This window comes from Pseudonocardia sulfidoxydans NBRC 16205 (assembly GCF_007989085.1).
Lineage (GTDB): Bacteria > Actinomycetota > Actinomycetes > Mycobacteriales > Pseudonocardiaceae > Pseudonocardia > Pseudonocardia sulfidoxydans.
Window position 1 is genome coordinate 22447 of sequence record NZ_BJVJ01000019.1, and the last position, 23171, is coordinate 45617.

Consider the following 23171-nt stretch of genomic DNA (forward strand, 5'->3'; position numbering starts at 1 on the left):
TCCCGTTCTCGTCGTGGTGGCGTGATGTACCCGGGGTTCCCGCGACACCGCCCCCGTCAACCGTCGTCTTCCCGGTCGTCGCCGGGATATGCCTGCGCGCGACAGGTCATCCGGTGGCGACGCCGTCCGCGGCGGCGCGGCGCAAGGTGCGCAGCGGCCGTAGGACGAGGGCGACCAGCACCAGGACCACGAGCGCGACGAGCCCGTACCCGGCCAGTGTCCAGCGCACCGGCACCAGGCCCGCGACGGCACCGGCGACGCCGGCACCGACCGCCGCCGACGTCACCAGCTGCGCGCTCCAGACGGCGGACACCCTGCCGCGCAACGCATCCGGGGTAGCCTCGAGGACGGCGGCGTACCGGACGACGTCCCCCACCGCACGGCCGAGACTGAAGGCGGCGAGGGCGAGCCCGGTGACGACCGCGGAGGTCGTGGCCCCGGCGGCGGCGAGCCCCGCGCAGGCGAGCAGGGCGGCGAGCAGCATGGTCGGCCCCACCCTCACCACGGTCCCGGTCCAGCCGCTGGTCAGCGAGCCGATCATCGCCCCGGCCGCGGGTCATGCGGGACCCGTGGCCGCACGTCGCCGACAAGGTCGACCTGGTCCTCGACGGGATCGCGGCCCGCCACCGGGAGTCGCCGGGTCAGGACACCGGCACGCGGACGTGACGCTCATGCCGTTCGGCGCGTCCTTCCGTGCGGCGGCCGCCCGGGCGTGCCGCCGCGCCGGCCCACCGCCCAGGGGCGGCCTCTGGCCGCACGACGACGCCCGCACACCGGCCCGTCGCACGACGCGGTTGCGCGCCGATCACAGCGGGTATCCGATCGACGGTGATCGGGGACCTCGCCCGGTCGAGCGAGGAGATCGACACGTGAGCATCGACAACTGCGACCTGCGACTGTGGCGTCCCGCCGCGCCCGGCACCCGCCCCGGATCGCCGCACCGCGCCCTGCGCCGCGACGACGACCGGCCCACCGCGCCCGACGCCGCGCTCGACGACCGCGCCGACGGGCCCGAGCCCGTCGTGGCGCAGCGGTAGCACCGCACCCGGTTTCGTCGTCCGGCACCCCGGGTACGTGCGGGTCCGTCCCCGCACGACCGGACCCGACGGTCCGACGCGTCCGCGAGGAGACACCCCCGATCCTGCGGAGGACCACATGGACGACACCCGTGCGCGCACCGCGCTGACCGCCGAGCTCGAGCGGATCGACGCCGAGGCCGCCACCCACCGCGAGCGTGGCCCGCTGCGCCCCGGCGAGAGCGACCGACGTGCCGTCGACGATGCGGACCAGGCGGCCCGCGCCACCGAGACGATGGAGGCCGACCTCATCGAGAGCACGCTGCGTGAGCAGCGCGAGCGGGTCGAGGCCGCGCTCGGGCGGCTCGACAGCGGCGACTACGGCCGCTGCGCCGTCTGCGGCCGCGAGATCGACGACGAGCGGCTGCAGGCGCGTCCGGAGACCGACCGGTGCCGCGACCACGCGGAGGGCTGACGGGCCCCGGAAGCCGCCGCGGCTCGCCGGCCGTCGGCGTCGGTCAGTCCGCGGGACGTGACGGGCGCGCGGGGCCGTCGGCGGTCAGCCCGTCACGCAGCTGCCGCAGCGTGCGGGTGAGCAGCCGCGACACGTGCATCTGCGAGACGCCGACCTGCTCGGCGATCCGCGACTGCGACTGGTCCTCGAAGAACCGCAGCCGCAGGATGCGCCGCTCGCGCTCGGGCAGCTCGTCGATCAGCGGGCGCAGCGCGAGCTCGTACTCGACCTGCTCGTAGGCCTTCTCGACCGTCCCGATCCGCTCCTCGCCGGAGCCCTCGTCGTCGACGGGGTAGAGCGGCGCGGCGTGCCTGTCGGCGCTCGCGGCCAACGCTTCGATGATCTCCTCGCGGTCCACGTCGAGACGCGCCGCGAGCTCGCTGGGCCGGGGCGCCCGGCCCAGCTCCTGCGTCATCGTTCCCGACACCTTGCCGATCGTCACACCGAGCTCCTTGAGCCGGCGCGGGACCCGCATGGACCAGGTCCGGTCGCGGAAGTAGCGGAGGATCTCCCCCCGCACGCACGGGATCAGGTAACCGAGGAACTCACCCTTCGCCCGTTCCGGGTCCCACCGGTCGATCGCGGTGATGAGACCGACGGTCCCGGTCTGCACGAGATCGTCGTAGGCGGCGACCCGGTACCCGTGGCCGTGCCGGCGGGCCAGGTGCTCGACGACCGGCAGGAACGCCATGACCAGCCGGGACCGGATCCGCTCCCGTTCGGGATCGTCGGCGGCGAGCGTGGCGTAGCGGTGCAGCAACGGCATCTGGTCGGCGTACTCGCTGGGTCCGGTGTCCGCCGCCGCCCGCCGCGCCGGCGGGTCCTGGACGGGGGCGGCCCGCGGCTGCAACGGTTCGGGGCTGGTTCCGGCGGCGTGGTGCATCGAGCCTCCTCGCTGTTGGCGACTGGGAGGCAGCTGGTTGTACCTCTGGGCGTCGGATCGGGCGGTTCGGACCGGACACCGGTTCGTCCGTCGTGCGGGGCGTGCACGTGCGCGGTCCCCAACACGAGTGGGTACCCCACATTCCCCGGCGCAACCCCCTGTCGCGAAATCGTCCTCCGACCTGCGCAAACCCGATACCAGCGCACTCACGGCCGGGTGGGCAGGCACTCCTCGTCCTCGGTCCACACGGTCACCCGGGTCCCCGACTCCCCCGTCGTCACGTCCATCCCCCGCGCGATCGCGCGGATCAGCGCGAGCCCGTTGCCGCGCCCGTCCGGGCGCTCGGCCCCGTCCCGCCACCGTCCCGAATCGGTGACCACCGCCGTGGCCCGGCGACGGCCGGACCGCACCGGCGCCACATCGAGGTCGATCGTCACCCGACCCGCGTCCAGTCCCCGGTACGCGTGCTCGACACTGTTGCCGAACGCCTCCACGACCGCGAACACCAGCGCGTCCGTGCCCGAGTCCGGCCACTCCTGGGCGGCCAGCCACGTCTGCACCGCGCGGCGGACGAGACCGAGCTCGGCAGGTTGGGCGTCGACGCCCAGGTGCAAGTGTGTGTCCATGCGACCTCCGTCCGTCAGGACCGGGGGTTCCCATACCGGGCACGATGATGCGTCCACGCGCACGATCCGTGACGACGGCCCGCGGCCGGTTTTCCCCGCCCGGCACCCGGGTATCGCCCGCGCCGTGACCCTGACCTCGACTGCCACCGGCCGTGGCGACGCGGACCCGGCGCCATGAGCGGCCCCACCGTCGTGCGCCGTCCGCCGCACCAGGACGTCCTCACCGTGGCGTCCGTGCCGGCCGGCCACGTCTACGTCCAGCACCTCTCGGACCCGGTGGAGCGCGACCGGGTGCGCAGGCTCCCGGACCCGCGACCGTGCACGGCGCCGAGCGACCAGTCGGTCTGGTGGCCACCGGTGATGCTCGACCCGGCGTGGGTCGCCGCGAACCACGGTTCCTTCGACGTGTTCCACGTCCACTTCGGATTCGACGCCCAACCCGTCGAGGACCTCCGGGAGCTGGTCGCGACGCTGCGCGCCACCGGGACCCCGCTGGTGCAGACCGTCCACGATCTCCGCAACCCCCACCACGCGCGGCGCGAGGAGCACGACCGGCACCTCGACGTCCTGATTCCGGCCGCCGACGAGCTGGTCACGCTCACCCGCGGCGCCGCCGACGAGATCGCCCGCCGCTGGGGGCGTGGGGCCACCGTGCTGCCGCACCCGCACGTCGTGGACCTGACCTCGATCGACGCGCCCCGCGCCGCCCGCGACGAACGCGTCGTCGGGGTCCATCTGAAGAGCCTGCGCACCAACACCGACCCCCTCCCCGTGGTGGAGACGGTGGCGGCCGCGGTCGCCGACCTCGACGGCGTGGTGCTGCGCGTCGACGTGCACTGCGACGTCATGGACCCCGCCGGTGAGAACCACGACCCCGAGGTGGCGAGCAGGCTGCGGCAGGCCGAGCGGCAGGGCCTGCTCCGGCTGGAGGTGCACGATTTCTTCGCCGACGCCGCGCTGTTCGCCTACCTGCGCGACGAGATCGACGTCTCGGTGCTGCCGTACCGCTTCGGCACCCATTCGGGCTGGTTGGAGGCCTGCCACGACCTCGGGACGACCGTGGTCGCGCCGGACTGCGGCTACTACCGCGAGCAGCGGCCGTGCCTGAGCTACCGCACCGACGAGACCACCGGGCTCGACACGGCGTCACTGGCCGACGCCGTGGCGGTGGCGTGCCGGAGCACACCACCGGAGCGGCCGGGCCAGGACCGGCGCACGGCGGAACGGGTCGCGCTCGCGCACGCCCACGACCGGATCTACTCCCGCGCACTCCGGCGGGTGCGCGGATGAGCGTGCTGCGGATCGCGCTCATCGCGTCGTCGACCCACCCGATCGCCGAGCCCTTCGCGGGCGGTCTGGAAGCGCACACCGCGCTGCTCGCCCGGGAGCTGACGACGCGCGGGCACGCGGTCACCGTGTTCGCCGCGCCGGGCTCCGACGCGGTACCCGGCGCCCAGGTCGAGGAGATGCGGGCGCTGACGTTCAGCGACGCCGCCCGCGGCGACGGCTCCTGGCCCGCCGAGCGGTTCATGGCGGAACACCACGCCTACCTCGACCTCATGCTGCGCCTGGCCCGCGGGCGCGAGTTCGACGTCGTGCACAACAACAGCCTCCACCACCTGCCGGTGGCGATGGCGCGGACGCTGCCCGTCCCGCTCGTCACGACGCTGCACACCCCGCCGACGCCGTGGCTCGAGTCCGCCGTCGCCGCGGCGGGCGGGCGCCACGGGGTCCTCACGGCCGTCAGCAGCCACACCGCGGGAGCGTGGCGCCACGTCGCCGAGGAGATCACGGTGATCCGCAACGGTGTCGACATCGGGACCCGGCCGCCCGGGCCGGGTGGCGGCCCGCTCGTCTGGGCCGGCCGGATCGTTCCCGAGAAGGGCACGCACCTCGCGGCCCGCGCCGCCCGCGCCGCGGGCCGTCCGCTGCTCATCGCGGGGCCCGTCAGCGACCCTGCCTACTTCGACGCGATGGTCGCGCCCCTGCTGGGCGATGACGTCCGCCACGTCGGGCATCTGTCGCACGCCGAACTGACCCGGCTCGTCGCGCACGCCGCGGCGATGCTCGTGACACCGTGCTGGGAGGAGCCGTACGGACTGGTGGTGGCGGAGTCGCTGGCCTGCGGGACACCCGTCGCCGGGTTCGCCGTCGGCGCGCTGCCCGAGATCGTCGACGACACCTGCGGGCGGCTGGTGCCCGCCGGTGACACCGCGGCGCTGGCCGCCGTCGTCCCGACCGTCGAGTCGTTGTCCCGCAAGGCCGCCCGTCGCCGGGCCGAGCGTCACTGGAGCCACCGGCGGATGGTCGACGAGTACGTGGCGCTCTACACGCGGGCCGCGGCCGCGGGGGTGGCGGCGTGATCGGCTACTACGTGCACCACCACGGCCGCGGCCACCTCACCCGCGCCCTGGAAATCCTCGCCGCCCACGACGGCCCCGCCACGGTGCTGAGCAGCATGCCGCGGCCCACCGACGGGTCGGCCCCCGGCGTCGACTGGGTGGACCTTCCCCGCGACGACGAGACGCAGCCGCCGCAGGACCCGACCGCGGGCGGGGTGCTGCACTGGGCGCCCCGCCACGACCCGGGTCTGCGGGGGCGGATGGCGGCGATCACGGCGTGGATCGAGCGGACCGCACCACGGCTGGTCGTCGTCGACGTGTCGGTGGAGGTCGCGCTCCTGTGCCGGCTGGCGGGGGTGCCCGTCCTGGTCGTCGCGATGCCCGGGGACCGGACCGACCGGGCCCACCGGATCGCCTACGACGCGGCCGACGCGCTGCTCGCGTGCTGGCCGCGGGAGGTCCTCGACCCGCCCTGGCCCTCGGCATGGACGGCGAAGACACGGTTCGTCGGCGCCCTGTCCCGCTACGACGACCGGATCGCGACGTCCCCCGCGGCGTTCGACGGCGGCTCGGCCGACTCCGGGCCCGGACGGTCACAGAACCCGCGCCGCAGCGTCGTCGTGCTCCTCGGGGCCGGCGGCCACGACGTCGGCGACGAGGACCTGGCCGCGGCCGCGCGCGCGACACCCGGCTGGAACTGGACGGTCCTCGGCGGCGCCGACGGCTGGCTCCCCGATCCGTGGCCGCTGCTGCGCGGCGCCGACGTCGTGGTCACCCACGCCGGCCAGAACGCGCTGGCCGAGGTCGCCGCGGCGCGGCGCCCCGCGATCGTCGTCCCCCAGCGGCGACCGCACGACGAGCAGTTCGCCGCCGCGGCGGCGCTCGCGCAGGCCGGTCTCGCGACCGTCTGCCCGCGCTGGCCCGACCCGGCCGTGTGGCCGACCCTGCTCGACGACGCGACCACCGACGACGGCGCCCGGTGGCGGCTGTGGTGCCCCGGCGGCGCGGCCGCCGAGGCCGCGGGCCTGATCCGGGAGCTGGCCGGGGACCTGACCGGGGACGCGGCGCCGTGCACGTCGCGCTGATCACCGTGGTGCACGGCCGGCACGAGCACCTGCGTCGTCACCAGGCCGGTCTCGCCGACGTCGAGGACCCGCCCACGACCCGGGTCGTCGTCGCCGTCGACGACCCGGCGGTCGCGACGATCGTCGGCGCCACCGCAGGTCCGCCGACCGTCCGCACCGTCCCGGTCGGCTCCGACGGCCGCGGGCTGCCCGTCGCGCACGCCCGCAACGTCGGCGCGGACGCCGCGGTCGCAGCCGGGGCCGACCTGCTGGTGTTCCTCGACGTCGACTGCATCCCCGGCCCGGCCCTGTTCCGCCGCTACCGGGAGGCCGCCGCCGGCGCGGCCGAGAAACTGCTGTGCGGGCCCGTCGCGTACCTGCCACCGCCACCCGAGGGCGGCTACCGGGCCGACGCGCTGGCCGCGGCCGCCGCACCGCACCCCGCCCGGCCCGCCCCCGCCGACGGGACGGTCGTCGACTCCGACGACCACGACCTGTTCTGGTCGCTGTCGTTCGCGGTGACGACGCCGGTGTGGACACGCCTCGGCGGGTTCCACGAGGGCTACCGCGGCTACGGCGGCGAGGACACCGACTTCGGGTGCACCGCCGCCGCGGCCCGGGTGGGATTGCGATGGGTGGGCGGCGCCATGGCCTTCCACCAGCACCATCCGGTGAGCGACCCGCCCGTCGAGCACCTCGACGACATCCTGCGCAACGGCGCGTTGTTCCGGCGGCGGTGGGGACGGTGGCCGATGACGGGCTGGCTGGAGGCGTTCGCGGCGGCGGGACTCGTCCGCTGCGACCCCGACACCGGCGACTGGGAGAAAATCCGCGCCCCGCAGGCATGACCCGCGCGGGAATGGGTAGAAGGAGCCGATCCGACCCAGGTGCCGGCGCCGACCTCCCCCTCGAGCCGACACCCACCCCGCGCGGGGGCCGGGCCCACGGCCCCCGCGCACCGCGCCCCCGGGCCGGGCGGGGTCAGCCGCGCCGGACGCCGATCCCGGGCTGCTCGGCCTTGCCGAACTCCTCGCGCAGCGCGGGCAGCAGCCGCATCCGGGCGAACTCGCAGAAGTCCGGCTGCATCTGCCCGCCCACCTCGACGAGCGCGACATGGGTGAACCCGGCGTCGACGAACGGCCGGACGGCCTCGACGACACCGTCGACGGCGGGCCCGCACGGGATCGCGCCGGCGACGTCCTCGCGGCGCACGAACTGCGACGCCGCCGCGAACCCCGCCGTCCCCGGCAGCTCGGCGTTGACCTTCCAGCCACCGCCGAACCAGCGGAACAGCGCGTGCGCGCGGTCGGTCGCGGCGTCGGCGTCCGGGCCCCAGCTGACTGGCTGCTGACCGATCTTGGGCAGGTCGGCTCCCGCCGCGGCGTCCCAGCCGCGCACGAGGTCGGCCTCCGGCTGCACCGCGACCATCGCGTCGGCCACCGGCGCGTACCGCTGCACCGACTGCGTCCCCGACACCGCGATCGCGAGCGGCACCCCCTCGTCGGGGCGGTCCCACAGCTTCGCCGAGTCGACCCGGAAATGCGCGCCCTCGCGCGTCACGTAGCCGCCCGCGAACAGGTCGCGGATGATCTCGACGGCCTCGTCGAGCATCTCCTGGCGGACGTCGGCGGTGGGCCAGCCGCGGCCGACGACGTGCTCGTTGAGGTTCTCCCCCGCGCCGAGACCGAGGGTGAACCGGCCCTCGGACAGCAAGGACACCGTCGCCGCCTTCTGCGCGACCACGGCCGGGTGGTAGCGCATGATCGGACAGGTCACGTACGTCATGAGCGGCACGTGCTCGGTCGCGGTGGCGACCGCGCCGAGCACGCTCCACGCGTACGGGGCGTGACCCATCTCGTCGAGCCACGGGAAGTAGTGGTCGCTCATGACCTCGAAGTCGAAGCCGGCCTGCTCCGCGGCGACCGCGTCGGCGACGAGCTCGCGCGGGCCCCGCTGCTCCGTCATCAGGGTGTAGCCGAAGGACGTCATGGCCGCGGCCTACCCGGGCGCGGCGGCCCTACCCCCGGTCCTCGTCGCGCAGGTTGACCCGCACCCCACACCCTGCGAGCATCGGTTCTACCGACCGGTCGGTCGAAAATTCGGCCGCACCCGGAACGAACCACACGAACGACCCAGGAGGACGACGTGACACTCGACGGCGAGATCGCGGTCGTGACCGGAGGCGCCAGCGGGATCGGGCTCGCCTGCGCCCAGCTGCTCGCCGAACGCGGCGCCCGCGTCGTGCTCACCGACATCGACGAGTCCGCCCTGCAGGACGCCGTCGGCACGCTCAAGGGGACCGACCACGTCACCCGCACCCTCGACGTCACCGACGACGACGCCGTGCGCGCCTGCGCCGACCGCGTCGAGGCCGAGGTCGGACCGGTCTCGATCGTCGTCACCGCCGCCGGCATCACGCACCTGCCCGTCCCCGCCGAGGAGCTCGCCACCGAGACGTGGGACGAGGTCATGCGCGTCGACGTGCGGGGGACCTGGTCGGCCGCCGTCGGGTTCGGGAAGGCCATGGTGCAGCGCCGCAGGGGCACCGTCGTCACGATCTCGTCGATCACCGGCCTGCGCTCGACGCCCCTGCACTCCTACGGCATCGGCAAGGCCGCGGTCATCCGCATGACCGAGAACCTCGCCGGCGAGTGGGGCCGCGCCGGCATCCGGGTCAACGGCGTCGCCCCCGGCTACACGCTGACCCCGCTGGTCCGGCGCCTCATCGAGGCCGGCGAGCGCGACGCGTCGTCGATCACGAACTCCACCGCGATGGGCCGCATGATCGAGCCCGAGGAGATCGCCGCCACCGTCGCGTTCCTCGCGGGCCCCGAGTCGTCGGCGATCACCGGCGTGACCATCCCCGTCGACGCGGGCTGGCTCATCTCGCCGAACTGGCAGACCTACGGCGGCGTCCGCCCCCACGACAGCTGACCCCACGGACCACTGCCCGTTCGGGCAGTGCCGCACCACCCCCGTCGGCGGCGTCCCGGCACCGCAGTTCCGCTTCCGCACCCGTACGGCTTTACTGGAGCCGAGGAGCGTGGGCGGAAGGCTGGGAGGAAGGCACAGTGCCCGAGCCGGTGGGTGTCCGTTCGGAGTACCTGCTGGACGCGGGACGCTCGCACACCATCCACGACGCGCTGCGCCCCGTCCTGTCGGAGATCCGGTCGTTGCTGGACGCGACGACGGCACTCGTCGCCTACCGCCCCGCAGCTCCCGGCGCCGACCTGCTCGTACTGGCCGCCGACGCGCCCGAGCTCGCCGAACCGCCGCTGCCCAACGAGACCTTCCGCACGGGCGTGCCCGCCGTCCGCCGGGCCGCGGTGCTCGCCGACCTCGACTTCGTCTCGACGCTGCGCCCCTACCGGTTCCGGCTCCGGTCGGCGGTCGTCGTCCCATGGCGCGACGCCTACGGCGACGGGCTGATCGTCGTCGGCCACAGCGAGGAACGGCCCCGGCTGCCCGCCCCCGCCGCCGACCTCGTCCGGCGGCTGCGCGGCGACGTCCGCCGCGGCATGGTGGCGGGCCGCCGCGACGGCGCCGGGGAGATCAACCGCGGCCTCCAACGGGTCATGAAGGACATCGCCGCCGCCACCGTCGACTGCGAGGACGTCGGCGAGGCCCTGACCACGCTGCTCGTCTCCGCGAAGTGGTTGTTCGACTCCGAGGTCGCCTACTTCTCGCTGCCGATCGACGACGCGGGCACGTTCACGTTCGACCAGATGCTCGGCATCCGGACCCCGGACTTCCGGCACCTGCGCATGGGCGAGGGGCAGGGCCTCGGCGGGCTCGCACGGTCGCTGCGCAGCCCCGTCCGATCATTGAACTACGGGCGCGACTCCCGGCTCTTCGCGGCGCCGGTCACCGAGACCGCGCAGGAAGGCATCGTGTCGGCGATGGCGGCCCCCGTCTTCGTCGACGACCAGGTCCAGGCAGTGCTGTACGTGGGAGATCGTGCGTTGCGTCCGTTCAGCGAGACCGACGGCGAGGTCTTCGGCGAGTTCGCCGAGTACGCCACCCTCGGGCTCAAACGTCAGGCGACGGAGGCCTACCGTCGCGCCGTGCTGCGTCGTCAGGAACAGGAGCGGCTGGCCTACGACCTGCACGACACCGCCGTGCGAGGGCTGCTGGAGATCGGGTTCGCCGCCGAGCGGGCCCGCGCCGTCGACCAGGGCACCCCCGACGTGCAGGCCGGGCTCGACACGATCGCCTCGGCGGCGGAACGGTGCATGGAGGCGCTGCGCGGGCAGCTCGACCTGCTCGTCGCGGGCACGTCGGGCCGCAGCGCCGACACCGTCCTCGAGGAGATCGCCGAGGCGTCGGTGCGCCCCGAGGTGCGCCACCGCTACGTCACCGACGCCTCCGACGGGCTGCTGCCCGACCCGGTCGCCGACGCGCTGGTCCGGATCGGCCAGGAGGCGCTGGTCAACGTCGACGTCCACGCTGCGGGCGGGGCCGCCGAGGTCAGCCTGCGTGTGACCCCGGACGAATGGGTGCTCTCGATCGTCGACGACGGCAGCGGCCGCCCGGCCCGGGCCACACCGACCGACGACACCCGCGCCCACATCGGACTCCTCGCCATGCAGCGGGCCGCGGACCGGGTGCTGGGCCGTCTCGAACGGTTCGACCGGCCGGGCGGCGGGCACATCGTCCGCGTCGTGGTGCCGAAGAGCGGCGGCCGGTGATCCGGTTCTGCGTCGTCGACGACCACGAGATCGTCCACGACGGCCTGCGCGCCATGGCCGACCGCGAGGCCGACCTCGAGTTCGCGGGCTCGGTGACGACCGCGGACGAGGCCGAGGGGCTCGTCGCCGGCGCCCGCCCCGACGTCCTGCTGCTCGACATGCGGCTGGCCGGCGGCAACAGCACCGACACCTGCGCCGCGCTGGCGGCGGCGTTCCCGGAACTGAAGATCGCCGTGTTCAGCGGGTACGGCAACCCGGAGCTGCTGGAGCAGGCCATCCGCGCGGGGGCGGCCGGCTACATCCTCAAGGAGACGACGACCGCGCGGCTGCCCGACATCATCCGGGAGCTGGCGTCGTCGGGAAGCTACTTCGACCCGCGGCTGGCCAGCGGCCTGCTGCGCCGGGCCGCGGGGTCGCGGCAGCCGGCGTTCAACGAGCGCGAGCTGGAGATCGTCCGGCTCATCGCCCGGGGCCTGGACAACCACGGCATCGGTGAGCAGGTGTGCATCAGCCCGCACACGGTCAAGTTCCACGTGACGGCGATGCTGCGCCGCCACGAGCTGGGCCGCCGCGCCGAGCTGGTGCGCCTCGCGATGGACCTGCACCTGATCGACGACACGCGCTGAGCCCTCGCCGCAGAACGTACGAACCCTGTGAGTGGCAATAGTCGCTATAGCGACTATTGCCACTCACAGGGTCGGTCAGCCTCGCGCGAAGCTCGAGTCCGCGGGCGGCGCCTCGACGCCACGCACGTCGGGCAGCGACATGAGCCGCTTGTCCTCATCGTCGTCGACCCACGCCTTCGCGATCTCCTCGCAGGTCGCGAACCAGACACCGTCATGGCCAGCGATGTGCTGGATCAGCTTCTCGTACCACATGATGTTGTGCGCCTGGCCGATGATCTGCGGGTGCACGCACGACGCGAACACCGGGTGCGCGACGTTCTGGTAGGCGTAGTCGAAGATGTCGCGCCAGCGCCGGAAGATCGTCTCGGTGTCCTGCATGCCGGTCGAGACGCCGGTGTAGGCGAGCGGCGGGAAGTCGTCGAGGTACCAGTTGACGGGGATCTCCAGGACCGCGCTCGCGACGCCGGCGACGTTGGGCTTCTCCCAGTTGATCTGCCAGCGCTGCGGGTGGTACGGCACCAGGTCGCGCGCCATCAGGCTGGTGTCGTAGAGGAAGCCCGACTCCTCGATGATGTCGAGGGTGTTCTCGCTGTAGTCCCAGTACGGCGAGCGGTAGCCGGTGGGGCGCAGGCCGAGCACGTTCTTGTAGCTCGCGAACGCGAGGTCGACGAGGCGGCGTTCGGTGTCGCGTTCGATGCCCGGCGGGATCTCGTGGTAGTAGCCGTGGTGGCCGATCTCGTGGCCCGCCTCCACCACGTCCTTGCACTGCTGCGGGAACGTGTCGACGGAGTGGCCCGGGGTGAACCAGGTCGTCGTCACGTCGTAGCGGCGGTAGAGCTCCAGCAGGCGGGGGACGCCGACCTCCGCGCCGAACTGGCCGCGGGACATGAACGACTGGGTCGGCCGGTTGAACCCGCCCAGCCACAGCGCCTGGGCATCGAAGTCGGTGCCGAGGTTGACGGCGATCTTCTTGCCCTCGGGCAGTTGCAGGTGGCCCATTTGGTCTCCTTCTCAGGGGCGGATTCTCAGGGGCAGAGTTCGATGACGTGCTCTGTCGCCGCGTCGACCTGCTCACGGCTGTAGAGCAGCGGGAACGCCTCGTTGCGGGCCCACGGACCGAAGAGGTCCGCGGCATGGGGGTCGCCGAGCCTGCCCGACTGGCCGGGCGCGTTCATCGCCAGCGACGAGTCCCATTCCCCCACGTCGACGACGAGGCGGAACGTGGAGCCCGCGCTCTGCACGAAGTTGGGCCCGTAGGCGGTGTTGCCGACGGTGTCTCCGCTGCCGCCGCGCGGCTCCGGGCCGGCGGCGAGGTGCCCGGCGGGCAGGTCGGTCAGCAGCGCGGCGAGGGGGTGGCGGGCCACCGCGACGTGCAACCGGCCCCAGCCCCACGTCGCACGGTCCGGGCCGAGCAGCGCCGCGACCTCGGCGACCGCCGCGGGCAGCGTCTGCGCGACCGTCTCGACCAGGAACTTGTCCGGGTCCGGGCCGAGCCGCTCCCCCGGGTGCTCGACCAGCTCCAGGTCGATCCGGGAGTCGGCGAGCAGGTCCTCGGCCGGGGAGATCCGGGCGGCGACCGCGGCGGGGTCGTCGACGTGTCCGTCGAGGGCCCCGGCCAGCAGGGCCGGGCGCAGGTGGCGTCGGTACCAGACCTCGAAGACCGCGGCGGCGGCCGAGTCGGCGGCGAGTGTCGCGTCCCAGTCCAGGAGCAGGGCGAGGCCGTCGGTGTCGGCGGGCACGGCCAGCTCGCGGACCTTCGCGAGGATGCGCCGGGCCGGGACGCTCAGGAAGTCGGCCTGCAGCGCGACCATCGACTCCGGCGTCGCATCCGTCGTCTCGGCGAGGACCTCGTCGAGCCGGTGGCGCCGCGACGGCGCGTACCAGTCGTAGGTGATGTGCCGGTCGGCCGGGAAGTCGGCGGGCAGGTTGCACTCGTTCGCCGTCGCCAGGAAGCCCTGCTCGGGGTTCACGTCGCCGGGCAGCTGGTCGGCGTCGTGGAAGCCCGCCCACTCGTAGCGGCCGTCGCCGGGCACCGGGAGCGTGCCGTCCCAGTTGGGGCGGATCGGGGTCAGGCCGCCGGTCTTCCACGCGATCGTGCCGTCGGTGTCGGCGAAGACCTGGTTCTCCGGCGGCGCGCCCCAACGGTTCATCGCGGCCAGGAACTCGTCGTAGTTGCGCGCCCGCATGTAGTCCATGCTCCCGAGATACGGCGCCATCCCCGGCTCCAGCCACGCCGCCCGCACCACGAACGCGGTGTGCCGCACCGGGTCCTGGTGGATCACCGGGCCGTGGCGGGTGAACAGCAGCTCCACCTCGACGGGTTCGCCGCCGCGGACCTGCACGGTCTCGGTGACGCGGCGCATCGGTTCCCAGCGGTTCTCGTAGCGGTAGGACTGCGGGTCGTCCGGGTTCGTCTCGTAGACGTAGAGGTCCTCCTGGTCGATCGCGAAGATCGTCAGGCCGAACGCAATGCGCCCGTTGTGCCCGATGGAGATCCCGGGAAGTGCGGGCTCGCCGCCGCCGATGACGTCGAAACCAGGGGCGGACAGATGCGCGATGTAGCGCAGGCCCGGCAGCGCCGCCGCGGCACGGTGCGGGTCGTTGGCCAGCAGTGGCCGGCCCGACCGGGTCCGTGACCCGGCGAGCACCCAGTTGTTGCTGCCCTCCGGCAGGACGTCACCCTGCGGGTCGAGCGGGGCCGACGGGCCGAATGCGGGCGCCGACGTCGCCAGGTCGTAGACGGCGAGCACGTCGTCCGGGATGAGGTCGAGGTCCAGCCCCTCGGGGATCGTCAGCTCACGCTCGGGCTGGCGACGCCGCCGCAGCTCCTCGACCTCCCGGGGCAGGTCACGCAGGGTGCGGGCGCGGGCCACCTCGTCACGGACGTTGTAGAACAGCCCGTGGCTGCGGATGCGCGCGACGTCGGCCGGCTCCCACAGGGCCGGCTCGTAACCCAGCTCGCGGAACTCCACCGGCAGCAGCGAGGGGTCGCGGCGGGTCAGCTCGACGAACGCGTTCACCCCCTCCACGAAGGCGGTCGCCGCCCGCTTGGTGTCCGACCCGTAGGACAGCCACTCCTGACGCATGTCGCCGCGGTAGAGGAACAGCCGCGCCGCCCGGTCGCGCTCGACGTGCTCGGCGCCGAACACCTCGGCGAGCCGGCCCAGCCCGCGGCGGCGCCAGAAGTCGATCTGCCACAACCGGTCGCGCGCGGCGTTGAAGCCCTGCGCGCGGAAGGCGTCGTAGGTGTCGGTCGCGTAGATGTGCGGCACGCCCCAACGGTCGACGAGGATCTCGACCGGACCGCTGAGCCCCGGCACCGTGTAGGTGGTCCTGCTCTGCGTCGCCACTGCGCCCTCCGCTTCGTCGCCGGTACTGCAGCGAGTCAAGCAAGGGAGGCGGTCGTCGTGTCGGCAGAGTTCACACGCGTTTCGAGCGGTGCGGCACTACCCGTTCGGGCAGCAGGGCCTGTGAACCTTGTGAGTGGCAATAGTCGCTATAGCGACTATCGCCACTCACAGGGTCGTCGCCCGCGGCAGGCCCGGGGGACGGTGGAGATCGTGGACAACCGAACCGGACAGTGGAAGCCTTTCGGCACCGTCCGACGACGGACGGCGAGCACCCGGTAGCAGGACCGCACTCACGTCAGGCGGGGTGACGCATGCGATTCCAACGGCTCGTCCCGACGTGCGCGCCATGAGCGAACTGCCGCACGAGACCACCTCGATCCCCGACCCGCCCCTGGCGCGGTTCTTCCCGGGCTACTTCGCGTTCGTGATGGCGACGGGCGTCGTCGCGCTCGGGTGCAGCGCGCTCGGCGTGGCGGGCGCGGGCGAGGTGCTCTACGTCGTCGCCGCGGCCGGGTACGTGGTGATCGCCGCGCTGACCCTGGCCCGGTTGCTGCGCTACCCCGACCGCTTCCGGGCGGACCTGCTCAGCCACGCCAAGGGCTTCGCCTTCACGACGGCCGTCGCCGCGACCGAGGTGATGGGCACCTCGAGCGCACTGGTGTTCGGGTGGTGGACGCTCGCCACGGTCCTGTGGGTGGTGGGTGTGGCGCTGTGGGTCGTGCTGCTCTACCCGCCGCTGATCGCCGTGGTGCTGCGGGTGGACAAGCCGGAGATCGGCGTCGGCATCAACGGGACGTGGTTCCTGCTGACGGTGTCGACGCAGTCGATCTCGGTACTGGGCGCCCTGCTGGCGCCGCGCCTGCAGAACCCTCTCGTCGCGTTCGTCGCGGTGACGTTCTTCGGTCTCGGAATGTTGCTCTACGTCGTCGTGATGACGATGGTGTTCACCCGCTGGACGTTTCACCGGTTGAGCCCCGACGAGGAGGACCCGCCCATCTGGATCGCGGCGGGCGCGGTCGCGATCACCACGCTCGCCGGGTCGAACCTGCTGCTCGGGGCCGGGGCCGACCCGCTGCTGCAACGGGTCGCGCCCGCCGTCGAGCTCCTCACGCTGATGGCGTGGGCCACGGCGACGTTCTGGTTGCCGCTCATGGTCGCGATCGGGGTGTGGCGCCACGTCGTGCACCGGGTGCCGCTGCGCTACCACCCGTCGTACTGGTCGCTGGTGTTCCCGATCGGGATGTACAGCCTGGCCACCGCGCGGATGCGGACCGCGCTCGACCTCGGGTTCCTGGCCTGGGTTCCCCCGGTCGCGCTGGGGTGGGCACTGCTGGCGTGGCTGGCCACCTTCGCCGGGCTCGTCCACACGCTCGTCCGACGACCCGAGGAGGCGGTGCGATGACAGGCCGGGGCAATGGAAAGGGGGCAGGGACGGGGACCGACGGTCCGGCGTCGGACCTGCTGCTGCGGACCGGCAGGTTCTTCACCCGCCGCCCGACGTCGGAGGACCTGCGGGCACAGTTCCTCGACGGTGGCCGCGACGGTGACGTCTTCTACCGGGACCGGTGGAGCCACGACAAGATCGTCCGGTCCACGCACGGCGTGAACTGCACCGGGTCCTGCTCCTGGAAGGTCTACGTCAAGGACGGGATCATCACCTGGGAGACGCAGGAGACCGACTACCCGTCGGTGGGGCCGGACTCGCCGGAGTACGAGCCCCGCGGCTGCCCGCGGGGGGCGGCGTTCTCCTGGTACACCTACTCCCCCACCCGGATCCGCTATCCCTACGCGCGCGGTGTGCTGGTCGAGATGTACCGGGAGGCGAAGGCCCGGCTGGGCGATCCCGTGCTCGCGTGGGCCGAGGTCACCGGCGACCCGGAGCGCCGGCGCCGCTACCAGCGGGCCCGCGGCAAGGGCGGGCACGTGCGGGTGAGCTGGGCCGAGGCCGTCGAGATCGTGGCGGCGGCGCACGTCCACACCGTCAGGACCCACGGGCCGGACCGGGTCGTCGGGTTCTCGCCGATCCCGGCGATGTCGATGGTCAGCCACGCGGCCGGCTCCCGGTTCGTGCAGCTGCTCGGCGGTGTGATGACGTCGTTCTACGACTGGTACGCCGACCTGCCCGTGGCGAGCCCGCAGGTGTTCGGCGACCAGACCGACGTGCCGGAGTCCGGCGACTGGTGGAACGCCACCTACCTGCTCGTGTGGGGCTCCAACGTGCCCGTCACCCGGACCCCGGACGCGCACTGGATGGCCGAGGCCCGCTACAAGGGGCAGAAGGTCGTCGTCGTCTCGCCCGACTACTCCGACGCCACGAAGTTCGCCGACCAGTGGCTGCCCGCCCAGCCGGGTACCGACGGCGCGCTCGCGATGGCGATGGGTCACGTGATCCTGAAGGAGTTCTTCGTCGACCGGAAGGTGGGGTTCTTCACCGACTTCGTGCGCCGTACGACGGACCTGCCGTTCCTGGTGACGCTGGAGCAGCGCGACGGCGCGTACGTGCCGGGGAGGTTCCTCACCGCCGCCGACCTCGGCGACACCGGCGAGGTCGCGGCGTGGAAGACCGTCGTCCTCGACGACCGTAGCGGCGAAGCGGTCGTGCCCAACGGGTCGCTGGGGTTCCGCTACACCGACTCGGGTGCCGGGCGGTGGAACCTCGACCTCGGGGACGTCGTCCCGCGGCTGAGCGCGCTGGGCAGCGAGGCGGCGGAGGTGCTGTTGCCCCGGCTCGACTCCGCGGACGCGGGCGTCCTGCGGCGCGGGGTGCCGGTGCGCCGGGTGGGCGGGTCGCTCGTCACCACCGTCCACGACCTGATGCTCGCCCAGTACGGCGTGCACCGACCCGGGCTGCCCGGCCGCTGGCCCTCGGGCTACGACGACGCCGACGAGCCGTACACGCCCGCCTGGCAGGAGGCGATCACGTCGGTCCCTGCGGCGCAGGCGATCCGCGTCGCCCGCGAGCTGGCCACGAACTCCGAGGAGTCCGGCGGCCGCAGCATGATCATCATGGGGGCGGGCATCTGCCAGTGGTTCCACGGCGACGCCACCTACCGCGCGGTCCTCGCCCTGCTCATGCTGACGGGCGCCATGGGACGCAACGGCGGCGGCTGGGCGCACTACGTCGGGCAGGAGAAGTGTCGCCCGCTCACCGGCTGGGCCGCGATGGCGTCGGCGACCGACTGGCAGCGGCCGCCGCGCACCATGATCGGCACCGCGTTCTGGTACACCCACACCGACCAGTGGCGCTACGACGGCTACCGCGCCGACGCGCTCGCCTCCCCGCTGGGCACCGGCGCGCTCGCCGGGATGTCCACGATCGACACCATCGCGCTGTCCGCGCGGCTGGGCTGGATGCCGTCGTACCCGCAGTTCGACCGCAACCCCCTCGACCTGGCCGACGAGATCGGCGACGCCGACGTCGGGCCCGCGGTGACCGAGCGGCTGCGCGACGGCAGGCTCCGCTTCGCGATCGACGACCCGGACGCGCCGGAGAACTGGCCGCGGTGCCTGACGCTGTGGCGGGCCAACCTGCTGGGCTCCTCGGCCAAGGGCGACGAGTACTTCCTGCGCCACCTGCTCGGTACCCACGACAACCTGCGGGCCGCGCAGACCCCGCCGGACCGCAGGCCCCGTGACGTCGTGTGGCGCGACGGCGACCCGCCAGAGGGCAAGCTCGACCTGCTGCTCGCGCTCGACTTCCGGATGACCAGCTCGACCCTGCTCGCCGACGTCGTGTTCCCCGCCGCGACCTGGTACGAGAAGCACGACCTGAACACCACCGACATGCACCCGTTCGTGCACGCCTTCAACCCGGCGATCGACCCGCCGTTCGAGACCCGCACCGACTTCGAGGCCTTCCACGCCGTCGCCCGCCGGTTCGACGAGCTCGCCGCCGGGCACCTCGGGGTGCGCCGCGACGTCGTCGCCGTGCCGCTGCAGCACGACACCCCGGGTGAGACGGCGCAGCCGGGCGGGCGGGTCCTCGACTGGCGCGCCGGCGAGTGCGAACCCGTGCCCGGGCGGACCATGCCCGGGTTCACCGTCGTCGAGCGCGACTACACCTCGATCGCGGACAAGATGGCGAGCATCGGGCCGCTCGTCGACCGGCTCGGCCTGTCGACCAAGGGAATCACCTACCGGCCCGACGAGGAGATCGCCGAGCTCGCGCACGTCAACGGCGTCATGCTCGGTGGCGCCGGCGACGGACGACCCGCGATCGACACCGACGCCAAGCTGGCGGAGGCCATCCTCGCCCTGTCCGCCACCACCAACGGCCGCCTCGCCGTCCAGGGCTTCCGCGAGCTGGAGCGCCGGACCGGGGTGGGCCTGGCCGACCTCGCCGAGGGCAGCGAGGAGCGACGGATCCGGTTCGCCGACACCCAGGCCCGTCCCGTCCCGGTGATCACCAGCCCGGAGTGGTCGGGCAGCGAGTCGGGCGGGCGCCGCTACGCGCCGTTCACCGTCAACGTCGAGCGCGGCAAGCCCTGGCACACCCTGACCGGCCGGATGCACTTCCTGCTCGACCACGACTGGATGCACGAGCTCGGCGAGGCGCTGCCGATCTTCCGGGCCCCGCTGGACATGCACCGGCTCTTCGGCGAAGCCCCGGTGGGCACCGCCGAACCCGGCACGTCGGTGGCCGTCCGCTACCTCACACCGCACTCGAAGTGGTCGATCCACTCCGAGTACCAGGACAACCTGTTCATGCTGTCGCTCTCGCGCGGCGGGCCCGTCGTCTGGATGAGCCCGCAGGACGCGGCCACCGCGGGTGTGCGCGACAACGACTGGGTCGAGGCCGTGAACCGCAACGGCGTCGTCGTCCTGCGCGCCATCGTCTCCCACCGGATGCCCGAGGGAACGGTGTACGTCCACCACGCGCAGGAACGCGTCGTCAACGTCCCCGTCTCGGAGGCGACGGGCCGGCGCGGCGGCATCCACAACTCCGCCACCCGCATCCTCGTCAAGCCGACGCACCTGATCGGGGGCTACGGCCAGCTGTCCTACGCCTTCAACTACCTCGGTCCGACCGGCAACCAGCGCGACGAGGTCACCGTCATCCGCCGCCGCGCGCAGGAGGTGCGTTACCGATGAAGGTCATGGCCCAGCTGGGCATGGTGATGAACCTCGACAAGTGCATCGGCTGCCACACGTGCTCGGTCACCTGCAAGCAGGCCTGGACCAACCGCGCGGGCGTCGAGTACGTGTGGTTCAACAACGTCGAGACCCGGCCGGGTCAGGGCTACCCGCGCCGCTACCAGGACCAGGACCGCTGGCGCGGCGGCTGGGTGCGCAACCGGCGCGGCCGGCTGACCCTGCGCGCGGGCGGGCGTGTCCGCAAGCTGCTGTCGATCTTCGCCAACCCGGTCCTGCCGAACATCCGCGACTACTACGAGCCCTGGACCTACGACTACGAGACGCTCGTCGACGCCCCGCTCGGCGACGACTTCCCCGTGGCCGAGCCGCGGTCGCTGCTGTCGGGCAGGCCGATGGCCGTCGAGTGGAGCGCCAACTGGGACGACGACCTCGGCGGCATCCCCGAGCAGGGCGAGCTCGACCCGATCGTGGAACGGATCCGGCGCGAGTCCGAGGACAAGGTGCGCTTCGAGTACGAGCAGGCGTTCATGTTCTACCTGCCGCGCATCTGCGAGCACTGCCTCAACCCCGCCTGCGTCGCCTCCTGCCCCTCGGGGGCGATGTACAAGCGGGTCGAGGACGGCATCGTGCTCGTCGACCAGGACCGCTGCCGCGGCTGGCGGATGTGCGTCACCGGCTGCCCGTACAAGAAGATCTACTTCAACCACCGCACCGGCAAGGCCGAGAAGTGCACGTTCTGCTACCCCCGCGTCGAGGTCGGCCTGCCGACGGTCTGCAGCGAGACCTGCGTCGGCCGGTTGCGCTACATCGGACTGTTCCTCTACGACGCCGACCGCGTCACCGAGGCCGCGTCGGTCGAGGACGAACGTGACCTCTACCAGTCGCAGCTCGACGTGCTGCTCGACCCGCACGACCCCGCGGTGGTGGCGGCCGCGCACCGCGACGGCATCGATCCCGAGTGGGTGGAGGCGGCGCAGCGCTCGCCCGTCCACAAGCTGGTGGCGCAGTACCGGGTCGCGCTGCCGCTGCATCCGGAGTTCCGGACCATGCCGATGGTCTGGTACGTCCCGCCGCTCTCACCCGTCGTCGACCGGCTCACCGAGACCGGCCACGACGGCGAGTCCGCCGGCAACCTGTTCGGCGCGATCGACGCGCTGCGAATCCCCGTCGAGTACCTGGCCGAGCTGTTCACCGCGGGCGACCCGGAGCCGGTCACCCGGGTCCTGCGCACGCTCGCCGCGATGCGCGCGTTCATGCGCGACGTCACCCTCGGCCGGGAGATCGACGAGTCGATCCCCGCCGCCGTCGGGATGGGCGCCGAGGAGATCATGGAGATGTACCGGCTGCTCGCGATCGCCAAGTACGACGAGCGTTACGTCATCCCGACGGCCCACGTCGGCGAGGCCCACCAGCTGGAGGAGCTGGGCTGCAGCCTCGACGTCGACGGCGGCCCCGGGATGGGCGGCCCGTTCGGCGAGGCGTCGGGGCGGCCCGCGCCGGTGTCGGTCGAGACGTTCCACGCCCTGCGCGACCGCCAGACCAGCGACACCGTCGCCGACACCTCCGCGAGCCGCGTCAACCTGCTGAACTGGGACGGCAAGGGCAGACCGGAGGGTCTCTTCCCGCCCCGGGGCCGGCGGTGAGCGCCCGGGTGGTCCTGCAGGCGGCCTCGCTGTGCCTGCTCCACCCCGACGACCCCGGCCGGTGGCCGCTCGTGCGCGCCGCGGTGGCCGAGCTGCCCGCCGGGCCCGCCCGCGCCGGCCTCGACGCCTTCCTCGACGCCATCGCGCAGCGCCGCGACCTCGCCGAGCACTACGTCGCCGTCTTCGACACCCGTCGGCGCTGCTGCCTCTACCTGACCTGGTGGACCGACGGGGAGACCCGGCGCCGCGGCGGCGCACTGGCCGCGCTCAAGCAGCGGTACCGGCGGTCGGGGGTCGAGTTCAGGGGCACCGAGCTTCCCGACTTCCTGCCCGCGGTCCTGGAGTACGCCGCCACCGCCGACCTCGCCGACGGGCTCGCCCTGCTGCAGGAGCACCGGGCCGGCGTGGAGCTGCTGCGGCTGGCGCTGCACGAGGCGGCGACCCCGTACGCGCACGTCCTGGAGGCCGTCTGCGCGTTGCTGCCCGGCCCGTCGCCCACCGACGTCGCCGCCGCCAAGGCCCTCGCGCGCAGCGGGCCACCCCGCGAACAGGTGGGCCTCGAGCTCGCCCCCTTCGGAGGCCCGCGATGAACGTGCTGCTGTGGGGCGTGCTGCCCTACGTCATGGTCGCCGTCCTGGTCACGGGCACGATCTGGCGCTACCGCTACGACAAGTTCGGCTGGACGACGCGGTCCTCGGAACTGCACGAGTCGCGGCTGCTGCGCATCGGCAGCCCGATGTTCCACTTCGGGCTGCTCGTCGTCGTCATCGGCCACGTCATCGGTCTGGTCATCCCCGAGAGCTGGACCACGGCCATCGGGCTGTCGGAGCCGGCCTACCACGTGCAGGCGCTCGTGCTCGGCGGGATCGCCGGCGTCTCCACTCTCGCCGGGATCGCCATCCTGATCTACCGGCGCCGCACCACCGGCCCGGTCTTCTCCGCGACGACCCGCAACGACAAGCTCATGTACGTCGTGCTCGTGCTGGCGATCGTCGCGGGGCTGTCGACGACGCTGCTCGGTGTCGCCGGGGGCGAGGAACACAACTACCGCGTCTCGGTGTCGCCGTGGTTCCGGTCGCTGTTCGTGTTCCAGCCCGACATCGACGCGATGGCCGGTTCGAGCCTCGCCTTCCGGATCCACACGCTGATCGGCATGGCGCTGTTCACGATCTGGCCGTTCACGCGGCTCGTGCACGCCTTCTCGGCGCCGGTGGGCTACCTGTTCCGTCCCTACATCGTGTACCGCTCCCGCTCCGGTGGCCCCGCCGCGGGGCCGCCGCGGCGGGGCTGGGACCGGGTCGGGTCGAGCGAGCCCCGGTAGGACG

20 protein-coding genes are annotated in these 23171 nt (G+C 73.2%); 14 read left to right on the forward strand and 6 right to left on the reverse strand.

Annotated features, from left to right (window positions below):
• Positions 1-106: 106 nt before the first annotated feature.
• On the reverse strand, positions 107-496 hold the full coding sequence (locus tag PSU4_RS11865; RefSeq protein ID WP_147106483.1) for an MFS transporter: 390 nt from the start codon (positions 494-496) through the stop codon (positions 107-109).
• A gap of 373 nt (positions 497-869) precedes the next feature.
• On the opposite strand from PSU4_RS11865, the gene PSU4_RS31230 reads away from it, so the two are divergent.
• Together PSU4_RS31230 and PSU4_RS11870 are read left to right on the forward strand one after the other, a co-directional pair.
• Positions 870-1037, forward strand: coding sequence for a hypothetical protein (locus tag PSU4_RS31230; RefSeq protein ID WP_186816888.1), 168 nt, complete (start codon positions 870-872; stop codon positions 1035-1037).
• 118 nt (positions 1038-1155) lie between these two features.
• Positions 1156-1491 (forward strand): TraR/DksA family transcriptional regulator, encoded by a 336-nt coding sequence (locus PSU4_RS11870; RefSeq protein WP_147106486.1) that lies wholly within the window; start codon positions 1156-1158, stop codon positions 1489-1491.
• Positions 1492-1534: 43 nt separating this feature from the next.
• Here the strand turns inward: PSU4_RS11870 and PSU4_RS11875 are convergent, their stop codons facing one another.
• Together PSU4_RS11875 and PSU4_RS11880 are read right to left on the reverse strand one after the other, a co-directional pair.
• Entirely contained in the window at positions 1535-2413 is an 879-nt protein-coding gene (locus PSU4_RS11875; protein ID WP_147106489.1) for a sigma-70 family RNA polymerase sigma factor, read from the reverse strand.
• A gap of 206 nt (positions 2414-2619) precedes the next feature.
• A complete protein-coding gene (locus PSU4_RS11880) occupies positions 2620-3039 on the reverse strand; it encodes an ATP-binding protein (protein WP_147106492.1) in 420 nt (139 codons plus the stop codon).
• A 174-nt stretch (positions 3040-3213) separates the two neighbouring features.
• Here PSU4_RS11880 and PSU4_RS11885 point away from each other — a divergent pair, with 174 nt between their 5' ends.
• Genes PSU4_RS11885 through PSU4_RS11900 form a run of 4 tightly spaced genes read left to right on the forward strand, consistent with a single transcriptional unit; the run spans position 3214 to position 7293 of the window.
• Entirely contained in the window at positions 3214-4329 is a 1116-nt protein-coding gene (locus PSU4_RS11885; protein ID WP_147106495.1) for a glycosyltransferase family protein, read from the forward strand.
• On the forward strand, positions 4326-5402 hold the full coding sequence (locus PSU4_RS11890; protein ID WP_147106498.1) for a glycosyltransferase: 1077 nt from the start codon (positions 4326-4328) through the stop codon (positions 5400-5402). The genes PSU4_RS11885 and PSU4_RS11890 overlap by 4 nt, the downstream gene beginning before the upstream one ends.
• The gene (locus PSU4_RS11895) at positions 5399-6466 is read left to right on the forward strand and encodes a glycosyltransferase (RefSeq protein WP_147106500.1); all 1068 of its coding nucleotides are present in this window, start codon (positions 5399-5401) and stop codon (positions 6464-6466) included. The genes PSU4_RS11890 and PSU4_RS11895 overlap by 4 nt, the downstream gene beginning before the upstream one ends.
• Entirely contained in the window at positions 6451-7293 is an 843-nt protein-coding gene (locus PSU4_RS11900; RefSeq protein WP_147106503.1) for a glycosyltransferase family 2 protein, read from the forward strand. The genes PSU4_RS11895 and PSU4_RS11900 overlap by 16 nt, the downstream gene beginning before the upstream one ends.
• Positions 7294-7426: 133 nt before the next feature.
• Here PSU4_RS11900 and PSU4_RS11905 read toward each other — a convergent pair whose 3' ends face one another.
• Positions 7427-8434 (reverse strand): TIGR03557 family F420-dependent LLM class oxidoreductase, encoded by a 1008-nt coding sequence (locus PSU4_RS11905; protein ID WP_147106506.1) that lies wholly within the window; start codon positions 8432-8434, stop codon positions 7427-7429.
• Between the two features lie 156 nt (positions 8435-8590).
• Between PSU4_RS11905 and PSU4_RS11910 the strand changes: the two genes are divergently transcribed.
• From PSU4_RS11910 to PSU4_RS11920, 3 genes are all read left to right on the forward strand, one after another.
• Positions 8591-9379, forward strand: a complete 789-nt coding sequence (locus PSU4_RS11910) for an SDR family NAD(P)-dependent oxidoreductase (protein ID WP_147106508.1) — start codon at positions 8591-8593, stop codon at positions 9377-9379.
• 137 nt (positions 9380-9516) lie between these two features.
• The gene (locus PSU4_RS11915) at positions 9517-11133 is read left to right on the forward strand and encodes a GAF domain-containing sensor histidine kinase (RefSeq protein ID WP_147106511.1); all 1617 of its coding nucleotides are present in this window, start codon (positions 9517-9519) and stop codon (positions 11131-11133) included.
• Positions 11130-11759, forward strand: a complete 630-nt coding sequence (locus PSU4_RS11920; protein WP_147106514.1) for a response regulator — start codon at positions 11130-11132, stop codon at positions 11757-11759. Before PSU4_RS11915 ends, PSU4_RS11920 begins: the two co-directional genes overlap by 4 nt.
• Before the next feature lie 75 nt (positions 11760-11834).
• Here the strand turns inward: PSU4_RS11920 and PSU4_RS11925 are convergent, their stop codons facing one another.
• Together PSU4_RS11925 and PSU4_RS11930 are read right to left on the reverse strand one after the other, a co-directional pair.
• Positions 11835-12758: a polysaccharide deacetylase family protein gene (locus PSU4_RS11925; RefSeq protein ID WP_147106517.1), complete on the reverse strand. Its 924-nt coding sequence runs from the start codon at positions 12756-12758 to the stop codon at positions 11835-11837.
• Between the two features lie 26 nt (positions 12759-12784).
• Positions 12785-15109 (reverse strand): penicillin acylase family protein, encoded by a 2325-nt coding sequence (locus PSU4_RS11930; RefSeq protein WP_147106520.1) that lies wholly within the window; start codon positions 15107-15109, stop codon positions 12785-12787.
• Between the two features lie 346 nt (positions 15110-15455).
• On the opposite strand from PSU4_RS11930, the gene PSU4_RS11935 reads away from it, so the two are divergent.
• From PSU4_RS11935 to narI, 5 genes are read left to right on the forward strand one after another with little or no spacing between them, the layout of a single operon-like run.
• Positions 15456-16511: a tellurite resistance/C4-dicarboxylate transporter family protein gene (locus tag PSU4_RS11935; RefSeq protein WP_147106523.1), complete on the forward strand. Its 1056-nt coding sequence runs from the start codon at positions 15456-15458 to the stop codon at positions 16509-16511.
• Positions 16508-20200 carry a nitrate reductase subunit alpha gene (locus PSU4_RS11940; RefSeq protein ID WP_147106526.1) on the forward strand — a complete coding sequence of 1231 codons (3693 nt, stop codon included), beginning with the start codon at positions 16508-16510 and terminating at the stop codon, positions 20198-20200. The genes PSU4_RS11935 and PSU4_RS11940 overlap by 4 nt, the downstream gene beginning before the upstream one ends.
• Positions 20197-21846, forward strand: a complete 1650-nt coding sequence (gene narH, locus PSU4_RS11945; RefSeq protein ID WP_147106529.1) for a nitrate reductase subunit beta — start codon at positions 20197-20199, stop codon at positions 21844-21846. Before PSU4_RS11940 ends, narH begins: the two co-directional genes overlap by 4 nt.
• Positions 21843-22436, forward strand: coding sequence for a nitrate reductase molybdenum cofactor assembly chaperone (narJ, locus tag PSU4_RS11950; protein ID WP_147106532.1), 594 nt, complete (start codon positions 21843-21845; stop codon positions 22434-22436). Before narH ends, narJ begins: the two co-directional genes overlap by 4 nt.
• On the forward strand, positions 22433-23167 hold the full coding sequence (gene narI, locus PSU4_RS11955) for a respiratory nitrate reductase subunit gamma (RefSeq protein WP_147106535.1): 735 nt from the start codon (positions 22433-22435) through the stop codon (positions 23165-23167). Before narJ ends, narI begins: the two co-directional genes overlap by 4 nt.
• Positions 23168-23171 lie beyond the last annotated feature (4 nt).